Genomic DNA, 24649 nt, shown 5'->3' with positions numbered 1-24649 from the left:
ATGGAACAAGAATTAATCCGTCAAACGCCGCTGTGGGCTGAAAACTGGCCAATCGCCTATTCAGTTCTTCAAGCAATTGTGATCTTACTGGTTGTGGTATTGATCGCTGCGTTGATGTCTTTTATTGAACGTCGTTTACTCGGCTTGTGGCAAGACCGTTACGGTCCGAACCGTGTAGGTCCGGGCGGTATGTTCCAGATTGTTGCCGACATGCTGAAAATCATGTTCAAAGAAGACTGGACACCAAAATTTGCTGACAAATTGACTTTCCGTATGGCTCCAGCAGTTGCGATGGCAACTGCGGTGCTATCGTTCATGGTTATTCCTGTTTCACCTTATCTAGGTGTTTCAGACATGAGCATCGGTCTATTGTTCTTTATGGCAATGGCTGGTATTGCGGTATACGCAGTATTGTTCGGTGGTTGGTCATCAAATAACAAATACGCATTACTTGGTGGTTTACGTTCTGCTGCTCAAACCATTTCTTATGAAGTGTTCTTGGGTATTTCACTGATGGGTGTGGTTGCGATTGCAGGCTCATTCAACATGCGTGAAATTGTTGAAGCTCAACGTGATGTTTGGTTTGTTATTCCTCAGTTCTTAGGTTTCTTAATCTTCGTGGTTGCGGGTGTTGCGGTAACTCACCGTCATCCATTTGACCAACCAGAAGCAGAACAAGAATTGGCGGAAGGTTACCATGTCGAATACGGCGGTATGAAATGGGGTATGTTCTTCGTTGCGGAATACGTCAACGTCGTACTGATCTCTGCATTAATCGTGACTTTATTCTTCGGTGGTTGGTTAGCGCCTTTCAACCTAGATATTCCATTCATTCCAGCTGCGTTCTGGTTCATTATTAAAACAGCATTCTTTGTAATGATGTTTGTCTTGGCTCGTGGTTCTTTAATGCGTCCACGTTATGACCAAGTCATGAACTTTGGTTGGAAAATTTGCTTGCCATTGGCGTTGGTTAACCTTCTGGTAACTGGTGCTGTGATTCTGATGAATCAGGCCTAAGACAGCAGGGAGAATAAAATGTTTAAATTTCTAGCTGGATTTGGGTCAATTGTACGTTCGTTGTGGATGGTATTCTCACACGCGACACGTAAACGTGACACCATTTTATATCCAGAGGTTAAAGCGGAAGACATCGTACCACCACGTTTCCGTGGTCGTATCGTGTTAACGCGTGACCCTGATGGTGAAGAGCGCTGCGTTGCATGTAACCTTTGTGCGGTTGCATGTCCAGTCGGCTGTATTTCACTACAAAAAGCTGAAAAAGAAGATGGTCGTTGGTATCCGGAATTTTTCCGTATCAACTTCTCACGTTGTATTTTCTGCGGTATGTGTGAAGAAGCATGTCCTACGACTGCGATTCAAATGACACCTGACTTTGAGTTAGGTGAGTATGTTCGTCAGGACTTAGTATATGAGAAAGAAAACCTTCTTATCTCAGGTCCTGGTAAATACCCAGACTATAACTTCTACCGCGTAACAGGTATGGCTGTTGCTGGTAAAGATAAAGGTCAGGCTCAACGCGAAAGCACACCAGTTGATGTACGGAGTCTATTACCATGATGTGGCCATTTTATTTGATGGCGCTTGTGGCCATCGTCTCTACCGTTCGTGTTGTAACTAACACGAACCCAGTACACGCTTTATTAAGCTTGATTATCTCTTTACTTGCAGTTGCAGGTATCTTCATGATCGTGGGTGCGCCGTTTGCCGGTGCTCTCGAAATTATCGTTTACGCTGGCGCAATCATGGTGCTATTCGTATTCGTCGTGATGATGCTGAATCTTGGTCAAAATACTGTTGAACAAGAAAGCAAATGGCTGACTTCTTCAGCGTGGGCATATCCTGCGTTGATGAGCTTCCTGATGGGTCTAATCCTTGTTTGGATGTTGAAGTCAGACTACACAACTGCTGGCACTGTCATGGGTGCTCAAGTTGTCGGTCCGAAAGAAGTGGGTACTTCACTCTTTACTCAGTACTTATTGCTGGTTGAAGTTGCTGCGATGTTATTGCTTGGCGCACTTGTCGCTGCATTCCATCTTGGCAAACGTGAGCCAGGTGCAGAAGAGGACAAAGAATAATGGGCAACATCCCTTTAGAACATGGTTTGATCGTTGCAACCATTCTTTTTGCACTGGGTTTTTACGGTGTGATGGTTCGACGCAACCTACTATTTATTTTAATGAGCCTTGAAATCATGATGAACGCAGCTGCTTTAGCGTTCGTTTTGGCAGGAAGCGCATGGGCACAGCCAGATGGTCAAGTGATGTTTATCTTGATCTTAACGCTTGCTGCAGCAGAGGCTTGTATCGGTCTTGCGATCGTCCTTCAGTTCTATCATCGCTTCCATCATCTGGATGTGGATGCTGCTAGTGAGATGCGCGGATGAGTTATTTATATTTAACAGTACTATTCCCGCTAATTGGTTTTATCCTGTTGGCGGCAGGTCGTAAAAATCTTCCTGAATCAGTTGCTGCAATTATTGGTGCAGGTTCAGTTGGTCTTTCAGCTTTATTTGCATTAATTGCCGGTATCGACTTTGTTAATAATGGTTCAGTTGCAACAACTCAGCATCTTTGGACTTGGTTCAGTGCAGGTAACTTAGCACCGGGCTTCACGCTTCATTTAGATGGCTTATCATTATTGATGATGGGCATGATTACAGGTGTGGGTTTCTTAATTCACATCTTTGCAACATGGTACATGCGTGGCGAAGAAGACTTTGCACGTTTCTTCTCATACTTCAACCTATTCGTAGCAAGCATGCTGCTTTTAGTGTTGGGTGACAACTTAGCATTGTTATTCTTGGGTTGGGAAGGTGTAGGTCTATGTTCATACCTATTGATTGGTTACTACTACCAAACACCTGCAAACGGTTTTGCTGCAATTAAAGCATTCACTGTGACACGTGTGGGTGACGTATTCCTACTGATCGCATTGTTCTTGATCTACCAACAATTCGGCACTTTAAACATTGCAGAAGTTGTAGCTGCTGCGCCAACAGTTTTGGCTCAGAGTTCTTCAATTGCGATTTGGACTGCATTGATGTTGTTCTTGGGTGCTGCAGGTAAATCTGCTCAGATCCCATTACAAACATGGTTGGCAGATGCGATGGCTGGTCCTACACCAGTATCTGCATTGATCCACGCAGCAACAATGGTAACGGCAGGTGTTTACCTATGTAGCCGTATGTTCAGCGTGTTTGAACAAGCGCCAGAAGTGATGATGTTCATCTCAATCACAGGTGCGGTGACATTGTTAGTTGCAGGCTTTGCTGCATTGGTACAAACAGACATCAAACGTATTCTTGCTTACTCAACTATGAGTCAGTTGGGTTATATGTTTATGGCTGTAGGTGCTGAAGCTTACCAAGCTGGTCTATTCCACATGCTGACTCACGCATTCTTCAAGGCATTATTATTCTTGTCTTCTGGTGCAGTGATTTTGGCTTACCATCATGAACAAAACATCTTCAAGATGGGTGGTCTATTCCACAAAAACAAATTCTTGTTTGCTTGTTTCGCGATTGGTGGCGGTGCATTGGCTGCGATTCCATTCATCACGATCGGCTTCTTCTCGAAAGATGCGATTCTTGGTGCGGTATGGGTGAAAGGTCAAGCGATTGCAGTTTATGACTGCTTGTACTGGACTGGTGTAGCAGGTGCGTTCTTAACTTCAATTTATACATTCCGTCTTATTTGGGTTGTATTCTTTGGTAAAGAAAACACGCCTTACCACGAAATCAAAGGTGTTACTTACTGGGGTCCATTGGCGATTCTTGCAGTGCTTTCAACTGGTTTAGCTTATGTATTAAAAGCACCAGTAACGAATATTTTAAATGCTGCACAAATCCCAGCGTTTAATATTCCAGAAGCACTAGAACACGGTATGCATAGCGCTGAATATACAGCAGTTGGTATTGCACTTGCAGGTCTTGCAGTGGGTGTGGTGTTATTTGCCTTTGCTTATGGTGCAGTGAAATCGTTCGCGAAAACTTCACTGGGCGCGGGTCTTGCAAATATCTGTCGTAATGCACTTGGTTTCGATGCTTTGTACAACATTGTTTTCGTTAAGCCTTATTTACTACTGGCTAAAATCTTTGGTCGTGATCCAATTGACGGCTTATGGCTTGTATTGCCTGCACTTGTTAAAGGCGGTAATAGCTTTACAAGTTCACGTCAAACAGGTTCATTGCGTGAATACGCATCTAGTATGGCATTCGGTACGTTTGCATTACTATTGATCCTGGTCGTGATTCAGGTCGTGGGGAAATAAAATGGAAACTCCAAACAATTTAATTCTACCCGCTCTGATCCTTATTCCGTTCATTGCAGGTTTTGTATGCTGGCTTGTCGATAAACTCGACAAGCACTTACCACGCTATATTGCCTTAATTGGTATGCTATTAACGTTGGTGTTAACCGTCGTTTTATGGCAAAGCGGTACTTATAACTACGAGTTGGGTACACAAGCTCCACAGTGGGCTGCTCAATTTAATCTACCATGGATTACCACTTTAGGGATTAACATTCACCTTGCGGTGGATGGTCTTTCACTGCTTATGGTAGGTTTAACTGCATTACTGGGTGTACTTGCGGTCGGCTGTTCATGGGGTGAGATTCAAAAGAACGTTGGTTTCTTCCACTTAAACCTACTTTGGTCTTTAGGTGGTGTGATCGGTGTATTCTTAGCGATTGACATGTTCCTCTTCTTCTTCTTCTGGGAGATGATGCTGGTACCAATCTACTTCTTGATCGCACTTTGGGGTCATAAAGGGGCAGAAGGTAAGTCACGCGTTTACGCTGCAACTAAATTCTTTATCTATACTCAGGTTGCGGGTCTGATCATGTTGATCGGTATCTTGGGTCTAGTGGTTGTTGGCTTCCAACTTCACGGTCAAATCAGCTTTAACTATGACTTCTTGATGAGTGTTGCACACACTGTTGAGGCAAAAGCTCCAGCACTTGCGTATGCATTCATGATCTGTATGTTTATTGGTTTTGCGGTAAAACTTCCAGTTTTCCCATTACACGGCTGGTTACCAGATGCACATGCGCAAGCACCTACAGCGGGTTCTGTCGACCTTGCAGGTATCTTGATTAAAACTGCGGCTTATGGTCTTTTACGTTTCGTTATTCCATTCTTCCCAGTAGCATCTGCTCAATTTGCTGACATCGCGATCATTCTTGGTCTAATCGGTATTTTCTACGGTGCATGGTGTGCATTCCAACAAACAGACATGAAACGTCTGCTTGCGTACACATCTATTTCGCACATGGGCTTCGTACTTCTTGCTTTGTATGCAGGTAACATCCTGACATTCCAAGGTTTGATGATTATGATGCTGGCTCACGGTCTATCTTCTGCTGCATTGTTCATTATGTGTGGTCAGGTTTACGAACGTCTGCATACACGTGACATGCGTTTGATGGGCGGTATCCGTGGTCAGTTCCAATACCTTTCATTCTTCTTAATGTTCTTTGTTGCGGCACTTGTAGGTATTCCGGGTCTAGGTAACTTCATCGGTGAATTCCTGATCTTGATGGGTTCTTATGACAAGTTCCCTGTGTATACAATCCTTGCTGCAGTAAGCTTAGTATTTGCCGGTCTTTACGGTTTAATCCTGATCCACAAAGCGTTGTTTGGTACACCAAACGAAGAACAAAAACAGCATTACGCAAATCCGTTGAAAGACTTAAATGCGCGTGAAGTTGTGATTCTTTTAATCTGTGCTCTTGGTCTAGTATGGCTTGGTCTATTCCCACAAAGCTTCCTTGATATTTCAAATTCAAGCATGGCGTGGATTGCAAATAGCTATATCCCAGTTCAAGAAGTCGTTGATGTTGTGCAGCAGATTGCTGTACAACCTGAAAATGTGGAGATGCAATAAGCCATGGACTTCACAATGTCATTTTCTGAGCTTATGCCATTAGCTCCTGTGATGATCGTGGCTTTAACTGCGATCGTCGTGATGTTGCTAATTGCAATCAAGCGTAACCACAATTTAGTTGCAACGACTTCCGTTATCGGTCTGAACCTTGCAGCCTTTTATATTATTTTTGTTTTCGTTGCAGGGCAGTATGCACCTGCAAACGTAATGAATTTGTTCATCGTAGATCCATTTACGATGTTGTACCAATTCGTGATTTTGATTGCAGCACTTGCTTGCTGCACATTGTCACATGCGTATATCGAAACCTATAAAGATAACCGTGAAGAACTTTATATCTTGATGCTGTGCTCTGTAACAGGTGCATTGTTAATGGTTGCAAGTTCTCACTATGCGTCATTCTTTATCAGCCTTGAGTTAATGTCGATTCCTGTATACGGCCTATTGGCTTATACACACCAACGTTCACAGTCGCTTGAAGCGGGTGTGAAATACTTGGTGCTTTCAGCAACCGCTTCTGCGATGTTGTTGATGGGTATGGCTTATGTATATGCGTATACAGGTACAATGGCATTCGTTGCTGAACCAGGCAAAATGTTCACAACATTCAGCCAACCGGGTGTAGTCCTTGGTCTTGCACTGATTGTATTTGCTGTTGCATTTAAATTGTCTCTTGCGCCATTCCACAAATGGACACCAGACGTGTATGCAGGTGCGCCAGCGCCAATCGCGACATTCTTAGCGACTGTGGCTAAAGTGGCAATGATCGGTCTATTCGTTCGTTACTTCTTGGCTTCTGGCTTAATCCTTTCTGACAGCTTCATCACGATCGTGACCATCATTGCAGTATTGTCTATCCTTGCGGGTAACTTACTAGCAGTACGTCAAGTGAACTTGAAACGTATCCTTGCATACTCTTCAATCGCTCACTTTGGTTACTTACTTGTTGCGATTGTCAGTGCACGTAATACTGATTTTGTTCAAGTACAAGGCTTTGCAACATTTAGCAGCGTCAACGTTTATGTGATTACTTATGTATTAACAACGATTGGTGCGTTCGGTGTTGTGACACTGATGTCTAGCCCTTACAACAACAAAGACGAAGCAGGTAGCCTTGCTGAGTACCGTGGTTTGTTCTGGCGTCGTCCAGTGTTGACTGCAACACTAACTGTCATGATGTTATCTCTTGCAGGTATCCCATTAACAGCGGGCTTTATTGGTAAGTTCCTTGTGATCAAAACAGCAGTTGCTGGTGGTTCATGGTTCTTAGCTGCGATGGTTATCCTTGGTTCAGGTATCGGTTTGTACTACTACCTACGTGTGATGGTTGTGATGTACATGACTCCACCGGAAAACCCACGTATCGACGCTGTCGATCATTGGGGTCAAAAAGTGGGTGGTATTATGGTGCTTGGCGCAGCTGCTCTTGTGTTGTTGATCGGTGTATATCCAGATCCAATCATTGCAGTTTCTCAAGTGGCATACTTTGCGATCTCACCTGAATTACAACAGTTCATTTTTAGCTTAATTCAAAGTGGGTTTAACTAATGAATTAAGCAATTAATTTGCTTATTACAAAAAAGCCTCCTGTAAAGGGGGCTTTTTTATTTTTATCATTTGTTAAATAGCTTTATAATGGTTGAAATTTTATCTTAACCTTTTAGGTGTTCTCCCGTGGCTATCCATGAAATCCGTCATCCGCTTATTCGACATAAACTCGGCTTACTTCGTCGTGCAGATATTAGTACTAAAAACTTCCGTGAGCTTGCTCAAGAAGTGACTATGCTTCTGACTTATGAAGCAACGAAAGATTTACCAATGGTCGATCATGAAATTGATGGTTGGAATGGTAAAGTAACTGTAGATCGTATTGCCGGTAAAAAAATAACAGTTGTACCGATTTTACGTGCAGGTATTGGTATGTTGGATGGTTTCTTAAACCTGATTCCAAGTGCGAAGGTATCTGTATTGGGTTTAGAGCGTGATGAAGAAACTTTAGAAGCGCGTACTTACTACAAAAAATTAGTACCAGACGTACAAAACCGTTTAGCGATGATTATTGACCCAATGCTTGCAACAGGTTCATCGCTCGTTGCTGCTATTGACGTTCTAAAAGCCAGTGGTTGTAAAGATATTCGTGTCATGGTGCTTGTTGCCGCTCCAGAAGGCATTAAACGTGTGAATGAAGCTCACCCAGATGTGATCATTTACACAGCATCTGTAGACCAAGGTTTAAATGAAAACGGTTATATCGTTCCTGGTCTTGGCGATGCAGGCGATAAAATTTTCGGTTCAGTTCAAAAAGACTAATTTTTGCATCATGAACAGAAAAGGGGCTTTTATAGCCTCTTTTTTATATACTAAAGACATTGGAATAAATGGAATAGGGTACTTTATGAAGTCCGAACAATATAAAGGTAAAGTGAAGCAGTACAATCCTGAAAAGGGCTTTGGCTTTCTTTCATGTGAAGAAGGTGATGTATTTTTCCATATCTCTGACTTTCCCGCAGATGGTGTCGAGCCAAAACGTAATGATCGTGTGAAATTTAATGTGGTGAAAAATGGTGATCGTTATAAAGCCATAAACATTGAGCGTGAAGAAGACAAATCTGCAAAAGCTAAAAAATCTAAAGTCGTGGCAAATAACCAGTCAATTACTTCAGCTTTGCTTTCGAATTTGCGTAAATAATGTGATTTTAAGATTTCATGGAAATCTTTGAAATAAAAAAAGAGGTCTATAGGACCTCTTTTTTATTATCATAAGAGTATTAAAAGAAAAGATGAGAGACAATTTTTATGTTTAAAGAGGGGAAAATCAAAAGCTATAACGTTGAGCGCGGCTTTGGATTTATACAACAAGATCAAGCACAGGATTTATTTTTTCATATTCGTGATTTTCCTAGCCGACACATCGAACCACGTGTTGGAGAAAATCTCAAATACAGGATTGAAGAAGATCAAGGTAAATTTAAAGCTGTAAATATCATCCGTTTAGATTTGAAAAAAGAGCAGTCCGCTCATGAACAGATAAATCCATCATTTGAATCAAGGTCGGATCGAGTGAACGATCAAGTTACTCGTCACGATATAGCCAAAGGCACAGTCTGGGGCAGTAAAATCTTCAGCATGATTGGACTCATTGTAATTGTAGTATTAGCTGTGGCAATCTATGGGAAATATCAGCAGTACCAAGAACAGAAGCAGCTACATTTACAACAGCTCATGCAAGAAAATGAAAACATCGTAAAAGAACAACGTAAAGCTCAAGGGGATTTACCCGATCGGGTGCTGACTGAGCAAGGTGAAAAAAATCTATACGGAACAGCTTCAACGCACGCTCAGTCTGTTGTTCAAGACACTGCGCAGGCACCTGCTTCAAGTGAATCGCCAAGGGCAGTAGAAAAAGCTCAGTTTAGTTGTGATGGGCGTACGCATTGTAGTCAGATGAAATCTTATGAAGAAGCGGTGTATTTTCTACAACATTGTCCAGGTACGAAAATGGACGGAAACAACGACGGAATACCTTGCGAACGACAATTTAATAAATAAAAAAAGCGCCATTAGGCGCTTTTTAGTTTAAACAGATTTTTCACAAAATTGCATAAAGGCTTTGAGACCCGGTCCTTGGTATTTCTGACGATGTACCAACATAAATAATGGACGGGCAAGTTGCCAAAACGGCGTATCTAAAACCACCAATTGACCTTTTTCACGTAAAGGCTCAATTGCCAGTTTAGAAATACATGACATACCAAGACCACCTGCCACGATTTTTAAAATGGCTTCGTTATGACCCAAGGTTAAACGAATATTGGCATCTGGCAGGTCTTTTAAAATTGCGTTGTCAAATACTTCACGTGTGCCTGAACCTTCTTCACGTAAGATCCATTCCACGTTATCAAAGTCAGCTGCAGTGAGTGCACGATCCAACTTCGCTAAAGGGTGCTCTGGTGAACAGCACACGGCAAGTTCATCGTCACGCCAGTGAATACATTGTAGCTGTGGCAGATGGCATGAACCTTCAATTAAGGCCAAATCCAACTGAAATTGGTTTACCGCTTCAATCATTTGGCGGGTATTGCCGACTTGAAGTTGTAAATGTGCTTGAGGCTGAATTTGTAAGAAATCTGCCATGAGGTCTGGCATCAGGTAGTCGCTGATGGTCAGGGTAGCGCCCAAACGTAGATCAATACTTTGTAGTTCGCCTTTGGCTGCTTGTTCAAAAGCTTCGCAGCGCCCTAAAATTTCCAAAGCTTGTGGCAATAAAAAACGACCCAAGTCATTCAATTGCAAGCGTTTACCAAGTCGGTCAAACAGTGGAGCACCGAGACCATCTTCGAGGTCTGCCAATGCCATACTTGCTGCACTTTGAGTAAGTTTGACAGCATCACTGGCTTTGGTAACGGTACCTTCTTGAGCGACTGCTACAAAAACAGCCAACTGGCGTAAAGTCATGCGCATGAATCAGGCCTTAACATTTAAAAAATATTAATAAATTATGCTGTCATGCTAACATGAGCACAGTCTGTCACGCCACGTTCAAATCATGTCAATTGAAAAATTTAGCTTAGAAAAGGTTTTATCTGTACACCGTTGGACCAATACTTTGTTCAGTTTTACCATGACACGCCCTGCACATTTTAAATTCACCGCTGGTCAGTTCGCACGAATTGGTTTGAAAGTGGGCGATGAATTGGTGGTTCGTGCCTATTCTGTGGTGTCGTCACCTTTTGATGAAACTTTAGAATTTTTCTCTATCGTCGTTCCAGATGGTGCGTTTACTTCAAATTTGCAGCATCTACAAGTTGGCGATGAGCTGTATTTAGAAAAAGTGCCTTATGGCTTCCTCACCTTGGCACGTTATCAGTTGCCATTGCCGAAGGACTTATGGCTGTTGGGAACAGGAACGGGTTTGGCACCATTTTTATCGATGTTACAAGACTTTGAAACGTGGTCTAAATACGAAAAAATTAATCTAGTCTACAGTGTGCGCACCGTATCAGAACTGGCTTATGTAGAGCGGATTCAAGAAATCGCTGAGACCTTTGGTGAAGGGCATACGGGCTTCAAATTTATTCCTATTGTGACACGTGATCCAAATGCACCGCTGCATGACCGTCTACCAGTTTTAATTGAAAATGGCGAGTTAGAACAGGCGGCAGGCTTAGCGTTTAATGTTGATACGACGCATGTCATGCTGTGTGGTAATCCACAAATGGTTGATGACACCAAGGCGGCCTTAAAAGCGCGTGGTTTGACCATGAACCGTCGTGGTGAAGGCAATATTGCTGTAGAAAATTATTGGTAATCTGCCATGAAAAAAAGCTCATCGATGGATGAGCTTTTTTATTTTCGGAAATTAAATACGTTTTGATGTTAATGCAGAATTTTATTTAAGAACTGCTGCGCTCGTTCACCACGAGGGGCATTAAAGAAATCATCTTTACTGCAGTCTTCCACAATTTTTCCTTGATCCATAAAGATCACACGGTCCGCAACCTGACGCGCAAAGCCCATCTCATGGGTTACACACATCATGGTCATACCTTCTTTGGCAAGACCCACCATCACATCAAGCACTTCGTTAATCATCTCTGGATCAAGTGCCGAAGTCGGTTCATCAAACAGCATGGCAATCGGGTCCATACTGAGCGCACGTGCAATCGCAACACGTTGTTGTTGTCCACCTGATAACTGTGCAGGGAATTTAGCGGCATGTGCACTTAAACCCACACGGTCTAAATAAGCCAAACCTTTATTCTTGGCTTCGGCTTCTGATCGGCCCAAGACTTTAACTTGCGCAATGGTCAGGTTTTCGGTAATGGATAAATGTGGAAACAGTTCAAAGTGTTGGAACACCATACCGACACGACTACGCAATTTATTTAAATCAGTTTTTGGGTCATTAATGGAAATACCGTCGACCAAAATCTTACCGGCCTGAAAAGGCTCAAGTCCATTGACGGTTTTAATGAGCGTTGATTTACCTGAACCCGAAGGTCCACACACCACAACCACTTCACCTTGTTTAATTTGAGTCGTGCAATCGGTGAGCACTTGAAAATCTTTATACCATTTACTGACATTTTGGAGGTCAATCATCGTTTTTTGATCGGTCATACACTTAACCTCCGTTGTAATTTTTTAACTGCATAGGTAGCGATCATACTAATAGTGAAATACACCAGACCGGCAAACAGAATGTATTGAGTTAACAATGACATGAGGTCGCCTCGAACATAGTTGGTGCGGAAAAAGTCTAACAGTCCGATGGCATAAACCATGGTTGAATCTTGGAACAGAATGATGGTTTGCTGTAAAAGCAGTGGCGTCATTTTGCGAAAAGATTGCGGCAAAATAATTAAGCGCATCGCTTGGCTATAGCTCATACCGAGAGCATAAGCTGCAGAAGTTTGACCTTTAGGAATTGATTGAATCCCTGCACGGACAATCTCTGAAAAGTAAGCCGCTTCAAATAGCATGAAGGCCACGATACTCGACACAAGGGCAGTATCAATCGTTAGATAGTTACCGGTGATTCCTGTGTAGATAAAGGGTACTGCAAAGTAGAACCACATCAGCACCAAGAGCAAAGGAATAGAACGGAAGAGGTTCACATAGCCTTTAGCAAAAATATTAAAAGCCTTAATCGAGGACAGGCGCATCAACGCCAGTAAGGTCCCAATAAAGACACCACCAATGGTTGCCGTGATCACCACTTTGAGTGTGATACTGAAACCATGCCATAGCGCAGGGCCAGACGCTTGGAGGTCTTGAATAAAAGAACTGAGCCATTCCATTATTTATCTCCTGCAATTAAGCCAGGAACGCGTAGGCGTTTTTCCAGAAAATTCATGAAACCAATTAAACAGATATTGATCACGATGAAAATAATGGTGACGTAGGTATAAATTTCGATGGTGTTTTGCGTGTATTCACTGATGGTTTTCATCTGCGAAATGATTTCTGCAACACCGACCAAAGACGCGACTGAGGTGTTTTTGACACAGTTGGTCAACTCAGAGCTCAGTGGTGGCAAAATCGTGCGGAATGACTGCGGTAAGATCACATAGCGGTATAGTTGAGCCGTACTAAATCCCATGGCATAACCTGCATTGGTTTGCCCCAAAGGAAGCGCTTCAATACCTGTCCTGACTTGCTCACAGACTCGTGCAGCTGTAAAAAGACCCAAGCCGACACTTGCAGAAATTAAGGCGGTCGTGTTTGCCCCAAGGTCATTCATCCACCAGCTTTTAATCGCAGCAGGGAGGAAGTTGGGTACAACATAGAACCATATAAACAGTTGAATCAATAAGGGTACATTTCGGAAAATAGTCACGTAGGCCGTACCAATACCACGTGCTACAGGACTCGGTAGGGTACGCATAATACCCAAGATGCTGCCAAGCACCATCGCAATGCTCCATGCCACCAAAGCGATGACAAACAGCCAGCCGATCCCAATTAAGATCCAATTCAGGTAGGTTGAATCACCTACACCTGTAGATTGGAACAGCACACCCCAATTCCAGCTATAATTCATAGGAACTCCCTATAATGAGCTTAAGCCAAAATCCGTTTGGCTTAAGCATCTTTAGAATGTTTAGGGAAAGTTATTCGTCACGGTCATGTGGATTACTAATCAATGCTTTTAATTGATCAGACATCGGGAAATTCAAATTGATATTTTTTGGTGGAATTGGCGTTTGGAACCATTTTTTATACATGTCATTGATTTCACCAGAGCTATAAGTTGCTTTGATTGCATCATCAACCACTTGTTTAAAGCCAGTATCGCCTTTACGCATCATACAACCATAGATTTCATGAATCGGTGCTGTACCCACGATTTCCCATTTATTAGGATCTTTGGCTTTCGATTTTTCACCTGCCAGCAAAATATCATCCATCATAAATGCCGCTGCACGACCATTTTGTAGCATGAGGAAAGACTCAGCATGGTCTTTGGCAGAAATGACTTCACCAATACCTAACTCTTTTTCATGTTGACGAATATAACGCTCAGATGTCGTTCCTGCTGTGGTCACTAACTTTTTGCCTTTGAGGTCAGCAAAATCTTTAACCCCAGAGTCTTTTGCAGTAAGTAAGCGTGAACCCACTTCAAAGAAACCTGTTGAGAAATCTACTTGTTGTTGGCGTTCTTTATTGTTTGTGGTTGAACCACACTCTAAGTCGACGGTGCCATTAGAAACCAATGGAATACGGTTTTGGCTGGTCACTAAGTTATAACGGACTTTTAAATCTGGAAGATTTAATTGCTTTTTAACCGCCTCAACGACTTTTAATTGAAGATCGTGTGCATAACCTACAGGTTGGTTTGGATTATCTGCGATATATGAAAATGGAATCGATGAATCGCGATAGCCTAATACAATCGTGCTGGATTTTTTGATCTTATCTAAAGTCCCTGAGTCAGAAACAGCAGCTTCACTTCCTGCAGCTTTATCCGTTGTAGGTGCTTTATTGTCACTACATGCGCTAAGCCCTAAAGTGAGCGCACTTGCACAGAACAAAGTTGCTAAATGTTTTTTTGACGTCATCGTTAAAACTCCTTTTACCCTGATTTAATATCCACTTTTTATGATCTTGTTTCTCATTAGATTTTATTGCTTTGTTTTTAAGAATGTTTCAACAATAAAAAAGAGATCATTTTCTACATCTTAGGTGATAAATCGAGCAAGGCTCAAGCAAAATTTATTGCCGAATTGTTACTAAGAAATGGGATAAGTTATGAACATTTTTTATAAGAAGGTTTGCTATAAGTTATTAAATATAAAATAATTTAATTTTATTGTGAAATAAATAATTAAAATAAAAGGGCATAAAAAAACCTCCAAATGGAGGTTTTCGGGATTAAACTTTAGTTTAATCTCTGTATTAATGCACAAACATATCCATAAATTCACGAATTTCTTGAATCGCTGTGTCTACGTCAGCAGTCAACCAAGTCGGTTCAAAAAAGCCAGCATAATGCTCCAGTCGATCTTGGGGAACAACTAAGCGAATCGGACATTCTTCTTCGAGCAAGCGCCAAGGAATAATAGGCACTTCATTATCTAAAAAAGCCGCAATATTTCGAATATCAATCACCATCGCATTGATGCATTCAGGGAATGGCATCACTGAAAACTCTTCAGTACGTCGGCGAAAATATTCCAAATCACCCCATTTCAACACATAACTTGGCTTACTAAATTCAATAATGCCAATAAGATGTTGATCGCGAGTGTAATGAAGGGAACATTGATGAGTGACGTCAGTGTCAAGATCAAGCGTTACACCTTGTTGATGGTACGCCATAGATTTGATAACAGGTGAAAAATAAGGTGCATGATTATAGCTCATTTCATTCATCAAAAGCAGATAATTCCACCGGGCTCAAAAAAGCATTTATTTTGTAAGAGGTCATACAATAAAAAATGCTTTAGATTTAAATATTGCACTTAAATCTTTGCCCGATATTTGCGCCCTTATATATTGATTTATATTTGAAAATAACTCATCTAGCTCCAAAGGAAAGTATATTTATTAAACTTATCATTCGAGATTTATCATTCAAGTTACACGTTTTCACTGATTGTAATTGTTCTTCACACAATACAGGATATTGTATTGCTAGTATAAAAATTCAACTATGAACAACAAAATAGCGAGGGGAATATGACACACGATTTTAATAAACCACCCCATACCACCAGTACGGAAGAAACAACACAAAAAAAACGTATCCCTGTATACATACTGATCTTAGTGGGTATCTTTTTAATTGCATTATTATTTTATATGTTTGCAGATATGAAACCTTCTGCTTCAGATGCACCGCCTGATCATCCTGCACCCAATGCACAAACTGCAACAGCCAATGATACGACTAGCGGTACAGCGGGGGATGAAGCTGTTGCTAATGATTCAAATACTGCAACTGCGACAGATCGTTGATAATAATTGATGATAAATACATGAGTCAGAGTTACATGAGTGCAATATCTGAACCTTAATTTTCTCATCAGACTGACATAAATAAAGCCTTGGTTGTTCCAAGGCTTTTTTACATTCAATTGTGAGCTTTTGTTGGAGTTATGCATACTTTGGTTGATTAAAAAATATGCAAAAACTAAGGTGGAAAAGAAAGCTTAAGTTCAAAGCACTAATGCTGTGTGATATCGCGGCATACGTAAAAATGCACATAACAACAGATCATGTATAACAATGAGGGCGAACGTATGAATGATTATCTGGGTGGTCCGCGTGGCCGTTTTGATGCCATGTATTATTGGGAACAGTTTCACCCCATTTTAAGTGCAGTAGCAATTCTCCTGATAGGTTGGGTCATTGCCTTATTGATTGCTGCTGGCGTCAAAAAAGTTCTGCAAAAATTAGGTACAAATCAAAAACTTTCAAATGCAACTGGGCACCGTTCCAATGTTGAAAATATAGTCTCCAGAGTTGTGTTCTGGATTATTTTGATCATTGCCGTCATTGGTGCACTCAATGTACTGAATTTGACTAGTGTCAGTGGCCCATTCAGTAACATGATTCAGCAGTTCTTGTTATTTATTCCACAGCTCTTGGCTGCAGTAGCTGTAGGTTTTATTGGCTGGATCGTGGCGAGTTTGGTCAAAGTCGGTTCAAAGAAACTGCTTGATAAAACCCAACTCGATGAAAAACTTAGTTCTGAGGTTGGCGTCAGTCCAATCAGTCAAAATATCAGTGAAATTGTATATTGGCTGATTTTGTTACTTTTCCTACCGATTGTTTTATCGATATTGGGTTTGAACGGTCTCTTGTTCCCAATCCAAAATATGGTCACTGAAGTTGTTTCTTATCTTCCAAATATCTTTATTGCCGGTGTCATCGTCTTTGTGGGTTATATCTTGGCGAAGATTGTACGAGGCATCGTGGAAGGCTTGGTGAACAGTTTAAGTTTGCAGCAGCAAGTCGAAAAAGTGGGCATGTTTAAAAACGCAAAACTTGCTCAAGTTTTGGGTAATTTTGTCTTTGCTATAGTTATTATCACTGCATTAATTGTGGCTTTCGAAGCACTTGGTATCGAGGCGATTTCTCAGCCTGCAACGGCCATGTTACATGAGGTTATGTATGCAATACCGAATATTATTGCCGCAGGTTTAATCTTAATCTTGGCTTATGTGGTGTCACGCTTTGTAGCGCGTCTAGTTGTGGATGTGATCTCGGGTACAGGTGTCGATACTGTGCCAGAAAAATTAGACATTCAACGCTTTTTGGGCAAAACCAAAGTGTCGGATGTGGTCGGTTGCCTCATTGTATTTTTCACCATGTTATTTGCGGTATCTGAAGCTGCTAACCGTTTAGGCTTTGAACAAATCAGTGCCTTGATTGCGATGTTTATCCAGTTCGGTGCAAGTATTTTACTTGGTGCCGTGATCTTGGTGGTGGGTTTCTGGCTTGCCAATATTGTGGCAAATGTGGTGCAACGAGGGGAATATAACAGTTCACGTTGGTTAGGTAATTTGGTCCGTGTGCTGATTATGGGCTTGGTTGTAGCCATGGGCTTACGTGCCATGGGTATTGCCGACTCGATCGTGAATTTGGCCTTTGGTTTAACTCTCGGTGCGGTTGCAGTTGCTTTCGCTTTGGCCTTTGGTTTAGGTGGTCGCAATCCGGCGGAACGATTGTTATCAGATCTTATTGATAAAGCAAAACGTGAAGCCAATGAACCGAATCCAGTACAGGAACAGGCGAAGGCAAAAACCACCTTTAATACACCTACATCGTCTACAGCGAGTCCAACGCCATCAACATCTGTGATGACTTATGAAGTGAAAACCGATGATGGCTATCCAAACATTCAACAGGCTGCTCCCGGTGTCAGTGAAAAAGAAACGGCCACGCCAGATCAGTTGGATGTAAACCCAAGTGATCAACCACAAAATAATCCATTTGGATCGACAGGCGAGGCTGAAAAACAGGTCGATGCACCTTCGGCACCTGTAACCCCGCCAAAACCAGATGATCCAAATTAAACTATTCTGTCTGTACAAAATCGGCCACGTTTATGTGGTCGATTTTAATGCTTTATAAGGAATATTTGTATGGCAAAAGCACCGAATAAATTTTTAGCCCCAGTGATTATTGCAGGGATCACGGTGGGTTTTTTGGCGAGCGCACGACGCTTTATTTTTGCAAAATCAAAACGCACTGATTTGGAGCAGACAGAACAATCACCGCCAGAAAGTGAAAAAAATTATACCAATCAGTCCAAAAATAATGATTGAAATTTACTCGAAAATTGGTATTTTAAGTAATAGTGATATATAGAATATTACTTAAAATATAAAAACTTAGGATTCATATTGCTGTCATGAATGACACTTATGATCCGTGCAAAGGAATGGCAAAATGGGGGTAATTTCAATGCTCAATACTTTAGTATCGACACTCAAACAAACCGCAAGCGTGCAACCACAACATATTTCAGTTGCCGTTGAAAAAATGGATATGACAATTCAACGAACTTCGTCGTCGTCAGTATCATTATTTAAAACCGACTATCTTGAATAAGTCAGATCGGGCAAGAAAAAGGGCTGAATGAATCAGCCCTTTTTTTATGCAGAGATCTTCTGCAGGTTATATTTAATTAATTCTATGTCGAGATCAGACGTATTCAGAAGCGGCATGCGCAGAAGCCCATGCCCATTGGAAATTGTATCCACCTAAATGTCCCGTTACATCGAGCACTTCGCCAATAAAGTACAGGCCTTTCTGTTTTTTACTTTCCATGGTTTTTGATGAGATTTCAGTGGTATCCACACCACCGAGTGTAACTTCAGCAGTACGGTAACCTTCAGTACCTGATGGTTTCACTTCAAAGCTTTCTAAACGGCTTGCAATGAGTTCTAGTTTTTCATCGCTGATATTGCCAATGGCTAATTCAGCTTGTTCAGGCCAAATCAGATTTTGTAATTCTACAACCACGCTTTTCGGTAAGTGTTCATTAAACAGTGTGCGCAGTAACACTTTTGGTTGACTAGATTTCTTAGATTTGAGGAAATCTAAAACATCTAAAGTTGGCAGGAAATTGATGTTAAAGCGTTGACCGATATCCCAATAGTTTGAAAGTTGTAAAGAGCTTGGACCACTTAAACCACGGTGAGTAAAGAGTAAAGCCTCAGTAAAACTATTTAACTCATTCGATAACGTGGCTTCAACAGCATTGCCACTCAAGCGAGTGGTGACTTCTTTAAAACTATCGGAGAAGGTAAAGGGGACTAAGCCTGCACGAGTGGGGTAGACAGAATGTCCAAATTGTTTAGCAATCTCATAGCCAATTCCTGAACCACCTAACGTTGGAATGGACAGACCACCAGTGGCAATAACCACCGATTCTGCTTCAAAATAGCCTAGATTGGTTGCCACTTGAAAGCCTTGTTCAGGTAAGGCATTGACTGCTTTTACTTCACAGTTGGTTTTAATATCTACCAAGCCTGTTTTGTCACATTCTGCCAATAGCATGGCGAGAATTTCTTTTGCACCATTTTGGGTAAATAACTGCCCATGTTTGCGCTCTTCGTACTCAATGCCATATTCGCAGACCATACCAATGAAGTCCCAGTTGGTATAGCGAGTTAATGCTGAAATAACAAAGTGTGGATTATGCGAAATATAATTTTCTGGTTCGACATACAAATTGGTGAAATTACATTTACCACCACCAGACATCAGGATCTTTTTGCCAACTTTATTGGCTTTTTCAACCACCAAAACTTTGCGTCCACGCTGCGCCGCTTTATATGCCGTCATTAAGCCTGATGCGCCAGCACCTAAAACAAGGACATCATATTGATTTTGCGACATGGTAAGTTTCCGCGTGGAAGAAAGGACGCAGGATTATACGCTTTTTAGCGCTTCGGTTGAACCTTTCAGGCGACCTTGTAGGCCACCAGTATGGATCACTAAAACACGCTGATGGTTTGTAATCTGACCACGCTCAATCATGCTGAAAATACCTCGCAGCATTTTAGCCGTATAAACCTGTTCTAATGGGATCGCATAGCGTTGTTCAAAGTCATGCATAAACTGTAAAAGTTCCGGCGTTGTTTTGGCATAGCCACCACAGCAAAATTCATCACTGATGCTCCAATTGGTTTTCTGTGTCAACTGAGCAACATCGTCGCAAAGAAAATTGCCTTTGAGCGCAGAAAAACCAAGAACAAGTTGATGTTCCGCACTGGCTTCGATCAAGCCCGTTATGGTTCCACCTGTACCGACTGCACAGCAGATGAGATCAAAATTTTGTTGATTTTCATGGCTTAAGATTTCCGTACAGCCACGGATAGCCAACGCATTGGTTCCACCTTCAGGAATGACATAATGTTCGGGATATTGCTGTCGTAATTGCGCTAATGCGTCAACTTGTTTCATTTCCCGATACTGTTGGCGTGTGACAAAACTGAGCTGCATACCAAACTGTTCGGCGGTGGCTAAAGTAGGATTTCGGGCTTGATGTTGTAATTCTTCTCCACGGATGATGCCTAGACTGCCGAATCCAAATAAATGTGCAGCATATGCTGTGGCTGCAATGTGATTTGAATAAGCACCGCCAAAGCTAAGCACCTGTTTAAACCCTAATTTCTGCGCCTCAATAAAATTATATTTGAGTTTATAAAATTTATTGCCTGATATTTGTGGGTGTACCAAGTCCAAACGCTTAATACACAAATCAACCCCTTGATATTGAATAGTCTGCTCAGGAATGGCGTGGGCGATAGATTCAAACATGTTGGTAATCGTTATCTTGGTGGTTAGAGGTCAAATAGGTAGGCATTGTAAAACGGTAGGTGCGGAAGATGAAATCCTGTTGAGTATATTTAGTTTACCAAGAGAACGATTCCGTTTATATCAGCACATATCATATGATCCTATGATTAGTATAGGAAACGACATAGAGACATCATTCCTAACAATTGACCCTAAATCGGCAGATAAATAAAGTGAATATCTGCACAAAAATGCTATGCTGATTTTATAAGCAAGATAATTATAAAAATGGAGGACATCCAATGAGCAAATTAAGTCGGGCTGTGCTGCCTATGCTGTGCCTGTACAGTTTTTGGATGGTTGGCTGTGATACGACAGACGAATTGCATCGTCCTCAAAATGAACATCGCACCATGATCATTGGCGGTGTCCCTGTCAATGACCATGACTACAAATTACCGCGTGAAGATGTTGCACTCAATGAAGCTGCCGCAGATGATGATTAGCAGATAGATCCGTCAAAAATAGGGTGGACATACTGTCAGTACACGGTAGTGAGACGTGACATGTAAAGAGTCACAGATGCAGTGTGCTACGTCAGATGTGTGAACATTTTGAAGTAGACGTCTTACTTCTGCAGTTTAGTTTGTTGGATTAAAGCCTTACAAACATTTAAAAAGGCTCTGTACTCGCCCAGTATGCCCGAACTGGAATGAACCGTGGTTCAAATGCTTAAATCAGGTCAATCTATCAGGTCTATTTGCCAATTGGATGCCTGAATTTCTAAGTTATTTTGTCTAAGTTGCTGACTAATGCTATCGGCCTGTTTCTGTAAATCTGCCACTGCAATGGTTTTAATCCAACGGATTTCACTTGAGCTATAACGACCATTTTCACGGCGTGAGCTGTCAATCGCTTGTTGCAAGATACGATGCTGTTGGGTCAATAAATCACGTTCATTGAGCACTGAAAGCATGGAGCGTCCAGAACGGGTTTTAGCCTGCGCATTGGTGGCGTGAATCTTTTCAATTAAACCATAAAGTTCTGTATTTACGGCAAATGCTTCTTGAATTAAAGCATTCGGTTCTTCGCTAGGTGCATCACCTTCTTGAATGAGCACGTTGTTATTGATTCGTTGTTGCAGCGAGGCCAATTTAGTTTGTAAGTCACTGCGTAAAAGTAGGGCTTCGGCTAATTTCATTGTCTTGATATTAATTTGTACTTTTAGCGATCATGCGATGGATTAATGCAGTATTCAAGTTATTTATAGTGAAAAATTTGGTCAATTAAAATAAACACTGCAAATTATAGGGAGAAATTCAGAGATTCTGTCTGTAAAATTGCCACGAATTTAAGTGAAAACGGTGTGACAGTGGAATCATTTTGGATATTAGGCTCGATTGCGGCAGCACTATTACTTGGTGCAATGAGCCCGGGGCCAACGTCAATTTATGTGGCGAAGAATTCCATTGCGATTTCACGTAAACACGGTTTATTTACTGCACTTGGTACAGGTTTGGGCGCTGCAATATTTGGGCTTTTAGCTGTATTGGGTTTGCAGGCATTTTTATTGGCTGTACCTTCTGCATATTTGGCTTTAAAAATTTGTGGTGGTTTATACCTGCTTTGGATGGCATTTAAAATTATAAAACATGCCAAAGAACCGATTGAAGCAGGTGATGCCAGCAGCTCGCAGATGTCACTCCGTCGTGCATTTACGACTGGTTTAATTACCCAGTTGTCGAATCCGAAAATTGCAATTGTGTTAGCCAGTATTTTTACGGCACTTTTACCGAAAGACATTCCGACGTATTTTTACTTTGTACTGCCAGTTTTGTGTTTCTTTATCGATGCAGGGTGGTGCTCATTGGTCGCTGTAGCTTTATCGGCAGAAAAACCACGCAAAGTTTATTTGAAGTTTAAAGCGGGTTTTGATCGGGCAGCTGGGGCAGTGATGACAGTGCTAGGTTTAAAGCTGATTTTTGGGATGAAGTGATTGAACTTAGCTCCCCCAAAAAGCCTCTACGAATAGAGGCTTTTTTATTGGATTTATATTTAAATTTACAATGAATTCCCTCTCCTTTTAGGGTATGAGAAGCACTGCTTCGTAAGGGGAGAGTTTACTGAAAGTAGCTTAGGGTAATTGCTAAAAATATTGGTTATAAAGTTTTCTTAGGATTGTTATAAGTTTTAAAGGGATTTTTCTTGTTTATAGCATTTATTTAAGGACTTTAAAATAGATTATCTTTGCTAAAAAAAGTATTGATAAAAAAAATTTACATTTTTTGTACAAATTTATAGGATTAATAATTAACATAATTAGATGAAAAAATGATCAATACATACAATATATATAAATTAAAATTTTCTGAAATGAAGGGATTACTCGAAAAACTCGAGTCAGTAGGTCTAGTAGAGCAAAAGACTCAAATTTACGATAACTATGAAATGACTTTTTATTTTTCAGAAAAAGTTGAAGGTAATGATGTTTGGTGGCACGAAACATACAAGGATTTTTTGATTTCTCAAAATAATTCGCCAAAAAATATTTTCCATTTTGGATTGTTGATTTGTAAAAATGAAGACAACCTTCAAGAAATATATGCTGTGAGTTTAGGGAAATCTCACTTTTATCTTGCAAAATTTATTGAGCCAAATTTTGGGATCAGCCTAGCTGTAAGAATGGGTAATGAACAAACTACCATTCTTAAAAAAAGTAGATACTTTACAGGTACGAAAAGACATGAAGTTTCATCCTATGAGAACTTTAATATAAATAGCTATGAATCAGGGGAGTCAGTTGAGCATCTAAAAATTAAAGCTTCCAACTCTGAAATATGGGGAGATAAAAATATTATTTTTGCTGATTCAGTACAGTTAAATGTAGATAAGTCTCCTAGTGATTTGGCACAAATTCTAAATGAAATTTCTGATACTTTAGGTACTGAAGAAATAATAAAACTACCTAAATTAGAACCAGTTATAGATCAAAATTTAATAACCCAATTAGATGCCGAAATTATAGATTCTTTACAAGAAAATGTATCTATCTGTCTTGAAGAAATACATGTGGCTGGAATTAATATTTCTTTTCGATTTAATGAATATAACTACGAATTAATTTACAAGAAAGAGCGTAAGCAACTTGCAAAACTTGAACTTGGCAATTCATTTGATATTTCTATGATTTCTAGTTTTATTAAAGAACATAATCTTCAAAGTATTGATGATTTGTACGTGAAATTTAAAATAGAAGGTAGTGGTCGTTTCACACAACCACTAAAAGAAATTTTAGATTTCTACACCTCATATGAAGATGCTCAATATTTTCTAAAATGTGGAAAATGGTTTAAATTCAACGAAACTTTCAAAGCATATTTAAAAAAATCTTTAGAACAAATAACACTAATATTTGAACAGGATTTAATTGAAAGTGATTATTTAACTTGGAAAAAAAATAAAGAAACCCAAATCAGAAATGGAGAAAATTTAGGTAATGAAATAACGTACCGTGAATACTATTTTAATGAGAAACTTAGTCTTAACAATGGCTATAAATTGCTTGATAGGCAATTAGAAGCAATACAATCCTTATCTAGTAAAGGGCGTAATTATAAGTTTGAAGTTGCTGATTTATATAAGGATAATGAAATAATTTCAGTTAAAATTTCAGGAAAACCTCAAGATCTAATTTATAATATAGAACAGTCGAAAGGGGCTGTAGAACTTATCAAACAAAGAGTTATTCCTTTTGAAGATAAACTTGAGTCAGCTGCATTATGGCTTGTTTTAGAGCAGCCTGTTTCATCTTTAATTGAAATAAACTCGATACAGTTTTTATTAGCTGTGGATTCATGGAAAAAAAGAGTAGAGTTTTTTGATTTAAAACCAAAGATATATATTTCTAACCATATAAAAATTGATTCATAAATCACCTCTCCCTTGCGAAGCAGCGCTTCTCATCTCCTAAAAGGAGAGGGAAACTAA

At 40.6% G+C, this 24649-nt stretch carries 27 protein-coding genes; 18 read left to right on the top strand and 9 right to left on the bottom strand.

Annotation, left to right across the window (positions count from 1 at the left end):
* From nuoH to FTU22_RS10420, 10 genes are all read left to right on the top strand, one after another.
* Entirely contained in the window at positions 1 to 1017 is a 1017-nt protein-coding gene (nuoH, locus tag FTU22_RS10465; RefSeq protein WP_078191100.1) for an NADH-quinone oxidoreductase subunit NuoH, read from the top strand.
* A gap of 18 nt (positions 1018 to 1035) precedes the next feature.
* A complete protein-coding gene (gene nuoI / locus FTU22_RS10460) occupies positions 1036 to 1578 on the top strand; it encodes an NADH-quinone oxidoreductase subunit NuoI (RefSeq protein WP_078191099.1) in 543 nt (180 codons plus the stop codon).
* Positions 1578 to 2096, top strand: coding sequence for an NADH-quinone oxidoreductase subunit J (gene nuoJ / locus FTU22_RS10455; RefSeq protein WP_171262661.1), 519 nt, complete (start codon positions 1578 to 1580; stop codon positions 2094 to 2096). Before nuoI ends, nuoJ begins: the two co-directional genes overlap by 1 nt.
* Positions 2096 to 2404, top strand: a complete 309-nt coding sequence (gene nuoK / locus FTU22_RS10450) for an NADH-quinone oxidoreductase subunit NuoK (protein WP_067665227.1) — start codon at positions 2096 to 2098, stop codon at positions 2402 to 2404. The genes nuoJ and nuoK overlap by 1 nt, the downstream gene beginning before the upstream one ends.
* Positions 2401 to 4290: an NADH-quinone oxidoreductase subunit L gene (gene nuoL / locus FTU22_RS10445; protein ID WP_078191097.1), complete on the top strand. Its 1890-nt coding sequence runs from the start codon at positions 2401 to 2403 to the stop codon at positions 4288 to 4290. The genes nuoK and nuoL overlap by 4 nt, the downstream gene beginning before the upstream one ends.
* Position 4291: 1 nt before the next feature.
* Positions 4292 to 5905 carry an NADH-quinone oxidoreductase subunit M gene (nuoM, locus tag FTU22_RS10440; RefSeq protein ID WP_078192291.1) on the top strand — a complete coding sequence of 538 codons (1614 nt, stop codon included), beginning with the start codon at positions 4292 to 4294 and terminating at the stop codon, positions 5903 to 5905.
* 3 nt (positions 5906 to 5908) lie between these two features.
* The gene (nuoN, locus tag FTU22_RS10435; protein ID WP_078192290.1) at positions 5909 to 7453 is read left to right on the top strand and encodes an NADH-quinone oxidoreductase subunit NuoN; all 1545 of its coding nucleotides are present in this window, start codon (positions 5909 to 5911) and stop codon (positions 7451 to 7453) included.
* Between the two features lie 126 nt (positions 7454 to 7579).
* Positions 7580 to 8215, top strand: a complete 636-nt coding sequence (upp, locus tag FTU22_RS10430; RefSeq protein WP_078192289.1) for a uracil phosphoribosyltransferase — start codon at positions 7580 to 7582, stop codon at positions 8213 to 8215.
* A gap of 85 nt (positions 8216 to 8300) precedes the next feature.
* The gene (locus FTU22_RS10425; protein ID WP_078192288.1) at positions 8301 to 8594 is read left to right on the top strand and encodes a cold shock domain-containing protein; all 294 of its coding nucleotides are present in this window, start codon (positions 8301 to 8303) and stop codon (positions 8592 to 8594) included.
* Positions 8595 to 8701: 107 nt separating this feature from the next.
* Positions 8702 to 9454 (top strand): cold shock domain-containing protein, encoded by a 753-nt coding sequence (locus FTU22_RS10420; RefSeq protein ID WP_180094350.1) that lies wholly within the window; start codon positions 8702 to 8704, stop codon positions 9452 to 9454.
* A 27-nt stretch (positions 9455 to 9481) separates the two neighbouring features.
* Here the strand turns inward: FTU22_RS10420 and gigC are convergent, their stop codons facing one another.
* Positions 9482 to 10366 (bottom strand): LysR family transcriptional regulator GigC, encoded by an 885-nt coding sequence (gene gigC / locus FTU22_RS10415; protein ID WP_078191091.1) that lies wholly within the window; start codon positions 10364 to 10366, stop codon positions 9482 to 9484.
* A gap of 85 nt (positions 10367 to 10451) precedes the next feature.
* Here gigC and FTU22_RS10410 point away from each other — a divergent pair, with 85 nt between their 5' ends.
* A complete protein-coding gene (locus FTU22_RS10410; protein WP_180004746.1) occupies positions 10452 to 11213 on the top strand; it encodes a ferredoxin--NADP reductase in 762 nt (253 codons plus the stop codon).
* 68 nt (positions 11214 to 11281) lie between these two features.
* Here the strand turns inward: FTU22_RS10410 and FTU22_RS10405 are convergent, their stop codons facing one another.
* The 5 genes from FTU22_RS10405 to FTU22_RS10385 all read right to left on the bottom strand — a co-directional run bounded on the left by FTU22_RS10405 (position 11282) and on the right by FTU22_RS10385 (position 15226).
* Positions 11282 to 12025, bottom strand: coding sequence for an amino acid ABC transporter ATP-binding protein (locus FTU22_RS10405; protein ID WP_373684435.1), 744 nt, complete (start codon positions 12023 to 12025; stop codon positions 11282 to 11284).
* A complete protein-coding gene (locus FTU22_RS10400; protein ID WP_078191088.1) occupies positions 12022 to 12705 on the bottom strand; it encodes an ABC transporter permease subunit in 684 nt (227 codons plus the stop codon). The genes FTU22_RS10405 and FTU22_RS10400 overlap by 4 nt, the downstream gene beginning before the upstream one ends.
* Positions 12705 to 13448: an amino acid ABC transporter permease gene (locus FTU22_RS10395; RefSeq protein WP_078191087.1), complete on the bottom strand. Its 744-nt coding sequence runs from the start codon at positions 13446 to 13448 to the stop codon at positions 12705 to 12707. Before FTU22_RS10395 ends, FTU22_RS10400 begins: the two co-directional genes overlap by 1 nt.
* 70 nt (positions 13449 to 13518) lie before the next feature.
* Entirely contained in the window at positions 13519 to 14466 is a 948-nt protein-coding gene (locus FTU22_RS10390; RefSeq protein WP_180094349.1) for a transporter substrate-binding domain-containing protein, read from the bottom strand.
* Positions 14467 to 14803: 337 nt separating this feature from the next.
* Positions 14804 to 15226 (bottom strand): hypothetical protein, encoded by a 423-nt coding sequence (locus tag FTU22_RS10385; protein ID WP_078192409.1) that lies wholly within the window; start codon positions 15224 to 15226, stop codon positions 14804 to 14806.
* 360 nt (positions 15227 to 15586) lie between these two features.
* Between FTU22_RS10385 and FTU22_RS10380 the strand changes: the two genes are divergently transcribed.
* The 4 genes from FTU22_RS10380 (at position 15587) to FTU22_RS10365 (ending at position 18466) form a co-directional block, all read left to right on the top strand.
* Positions 15587 to 15865 (top strand): hypothetical protein, encoded by a 279-nt coding sequence (locus FTU22_RS10380; protein ID WP_111884899.1) that lies wholly within the window; start codon positions 15587 to 15589, stop codon positions 15863 to 15865.
* A 284-nt stretch (positions 15866 to 16149) separates the two neighbouring features.
* A complete protein-coding gene (locus tag FTU22_RS10375; RefSeq protein WP_180094347.1) occupies positions 16150 to 17928 on the top strand; it encodes a mechanosensitive ion channel in 1779 nt (592 codons plus the stop codon).
* A 69-nt stretch (positions 17929 to 17997) separates the two neighbouring features.
* Entirely contained in the window at positions 17998 to 18180 is a 183-nt protein-coding gene (locus tag FTU22_RS10370; protein ID WP_180094345.1) for a hypothetical protein, read from the top strand.
* Between the two features lie 124 nt (positions 18181 to 18304).
* On the top strand, positions 18305 to 18466 hold the full coding sequence (locus FTU22_RS10365; protein ID WP_180059308.1) for a hypothetical protein: 162 nt from the start codon (positions 18305 to 18307) through the stop codon (positions 18464 to 18466).
* A 93-nt stretch (positions 18467 to 18559) separates the two neighbouring features.
* On the opposite strand, the gene FTU22_RS10360 is transcribed toward FTU22_RS10365, so the two are convergent.
* Both FTU22_RS10360 and FTU22_RS10355 read right to left on the bottom strand, forming a co-directional pair.
* Positions 18560 to 19759 carry an NAD(P)/FAD-dependent oxidoreductase gene (locus FTU22_RS10360; RefSeq protein WP_180094343.1) on the bottom strand — a complete coding sequence of 400 codons (1200 nt, stop codon included), beginning with the start codon at positions 19757 to 19759 and terminating at the stop codon, positions 18560 to 18562.
* A 33-nt stretch (positions 19760 to 19792) separates the two neighbouring features.
* Positions 19793 to 20683, bottom strand: a complete 891-nt coding sequence (locus FTU22_RS10355) for a 1-aminocyclopropane-1-carboxylate deaminase/D-cysteine desulfhydrase (protein WP_180094341.1) — start codon at positions 20681 to 20683, stop codon at positions 19793 to 19795.
* A 281-nt stretch (positions 20684 to 20964) separates the two neighbouring features.
* Here FTU22_RS10355 and FTU22_RS10350 point away from each other — a divergent pair, with 281 nt between their 5' ends.
* A complete protein-coding gene (locus tag FTU22_RS10350; protein WP_180004753.1) occupies positions 20965 to 21168 on the top strand; it encodes an NF038215 family lipoprotein in 204 nt (67 codons plus the stop codon).
* Positions 21169 to 21404: 236 nt separating this feature from the next.
* On the opposite strand, the gene FTU22_RS10345 is transcribed toward FTU22_RS10350, so the two are convergent.
* Positions 21405 to 21863, bottom strand: a complete 459-nt coding sequence (locus FTU22_RS10345; protein WP_180094339.1) for a DIP1984 family protein — start codon at positions 21861 to 21863, stop codon at positions 21405 to 21407.
* Between the two features lie 171 nt (positions 21864 to 22034).
* Between FTU22_RS10345 and FTU22_RS10340 the strand changes: the two genes are divergently transcribed.
* Entirely contained in the window at positions 22035 to 22658 is a 624-nt protein-coding gene (locus FTU22_RS10340; RefSeq protein ID WP_078192408.1) for a LysE family translocator, read from the top strand.
* A gap of 335 nt (positions 22659 to 22993) precedes the next feature.
* The gene (locus FTU22_RS10335) at positions 22994 to 24592 is read left to right on the top strand and encodes a DUF6119 family protein (protein ID WP_180094337.1); all 1599 of its coding nucleotides are present in this window, start codon (positions 22994 to 22996) and stop codon (positions 24590 to 24592) included.
* Positions 24593 to 24649 lie beyond the last annotated feature (57 nt).

It is taken from the genome of Acinetobacter sp. YH12076, assembly GCF_013419525.1.
Classification (GTDB): domain Bacteria; phylum Pseudomonadota; class Gammaproteobacteria; order Pseudomonadales; family Moraxellaceae; genus Acinetobacter; species Acinetobacter amyesii.
Note: the sequence above shows the minus strand (reverse complement) of the source record. Positions and strands in the feature narration are given on the sequence as shown.

What these genes read in the sequence shown, in the direction of transcription:
- nuoH (WP_078191100.1), top strand. Translation starts at nt 1, where the DNA reads ATGGAACAAGAATTAATCCGTCAAACGCCGCTGTGGGCTGAAAACTGG.
- nuoI (WP_078191099.1), top strand. Translation starts at nt 1,036, where the DNA reads ATGTTTAAATTTCTAGCTGGATTTGGGTCAATTGTACGTTCGTTGTGG.
- nuoJ (WP_171262661.1), top strand. Translation starts at nt 1,578, where the DNA reads ATGTGGCCATTTTATTTGATGGCGCTTGTGGCCATCGTCTCTACCGTT.
- nuoK (WP_067665227.1), top strand. Translation starts at nt 2,096, where the DNA reads ATGGGCAACATCCCTTTAGAACATGGTTTGATCGTTGCAACCATTCTT.
- nuoL (WP_078191097.1), top strand. Translation starts at nt 2,401, where the DNA reads ATGAGTTATTTATATTTAACAGTACTATTCCCGCTAATTGGTTTTATC.
- nuoM (WP_078192291.1), top strand. Translation starts at nt 4,292, where the DNA reads ATGGAAACTCCAAACAATTTAATTCTACCCGCTCTGATCCTTATTCCG.
- nuoN (WP_078192290.1), top strand. Translation starts at nt 5,909, where the DNA reads ATGGACTTCACAATGTCATTTTCTGAGCTTATGCCATTAGCTCCTGTG.
- FTU22_RS10425 (WP_078192288.1), top strand. Translation starts at nt 8,301, where the DNA reads ATGAAGTCCGAACAATATAAAGGTAAAGTGAAGCAGTACAATCCTGAA.
- FTU22_RS10420 (WP_180094350.1), top strand. Translation starts at nt 8,702, where the DNA reads ATGTTTAAAGAGGGGAAAATCAAAAGCTATAACGTTGAGCGCGGCTTT.
- gigC (WP_078191091.1), bottom strand. Translation starts at nt 10,366, where the DNA reads ATGCGCATGACTTTACGCCAGTTGGCTGTTTTTGTAGCAGTCGCTCAA.
- FTU22_RS10410 (WP_180004746.1), top strand. Translation starts at nt 10,452, where the DNA reads ATGTCAATTGAAAAATTTAGCTTAGAAAAGGTTTTATCTGTACACCGT.
- FTU22_RS10405 (WP_373684435.1), bottom strand. Translation starts at nt 12,025, where the DNA reads ATGACCGATCAAAAAACGATGATTGACCTCCAAAATGTCAGTAAATGG.
- FTU22_RS10400 (WP_078191088.1), bottom strand. Translation starts at nt 12,705, where the DNA reads ATGGAATGGCTCAGTTCTTTTATTCAAGACCTCCAAGCGTCTGGCCCT.
- FTU22_RS10395 (WP_078191087.1), bottom strand. Translation starts at nt 13,448, where the DNA reads ATGAATTATAGCTGGAATTGGGGTGTGCTGTTCCAATCTACAGGTGTA.
- FTU22_RS10390 (WP_180094349.1), bottom strand. Translation starts at nt 14,466, where the DNA reads ATGACGTCAAAAAAACATTTAGCAACTTTGTTCTGTGCAAGTGCGCTC.
- FTU22_RS10385 (WP_078192409.1), bottom strand. Translation starts at nt 15,226, where the DNA reads ATGGCGTACCATCAACAAGGTGTAACGCTTGATCTTGACACTGACGTC.
- FTU22_RS10380 (WP_111884899.1), top strand. Translation starts at nt 15,587, where the DNA reads ATGACACACGATTTTAATAAACCACCCCATACCACCAGTACGGAAGAA.
- FTU22_RS10375 (WP_180094347.1), top strand. Translation starts at nt 16,150, where the DNA reads ATGAATGATTATCTGGGTGGTCCGCGTGGCCGTTTTGATGCCATGTAT.
- FTU22_RS10370 (WP_180094345.1), top strand. Translation starts at nt 17,998, where the DNA reads ATGGCAAAAGCACCGAATAAATTTTTAGCCCCAGTGATTATTGCAGGG.
- FTU22_RS10365 (WP_180059308.1), top strand. Translation starts at nt 18,305, where the DNA reads ATGGGGGTAATTTCAATGCTCAATACTTTAGTATCGACACTCAAACAA.
- FTU22_RS10360 (WP_180094343.1), bottom strand. Translation starts at nt 19,759, where the DNA reads ATGTCGCAAAATCAATATGATGTCCTTGTTTTAGGTGCTGGCGCATCA.
- FTU22_RS10355 (WP_180094341.1), bottom strand. Translation starts at nt 20,683, where the DNA reads ATGTTTGAATCTATCGCCCACGCCATTCCTGAGCAGACTATTCAATAT.
- FTU22_RS10350 (WP_180004753.1), top strand. Translation starts at nt 20,965, where the DNA reads ATGAGCAAATTAAGTCGGGCTGTGCTGCCTATGCTGTGCCTGTACAGT.
- FTU22_RS10345 (WP_180094339.1), bottom strand. Translation starts at nt 21,863, where the DNA reads ATGAAATTAGCCGAAGCCCTACTTTTACGCAGTGACTTACAAACTAAA.
- FTU22_RS10335 (WP_180094337.1), top strand. Translation starts at nt 22,994, where the DNA reads ATGATCAATACATACAATATATATAAATTAAAATTTTCTGAAATGAAG.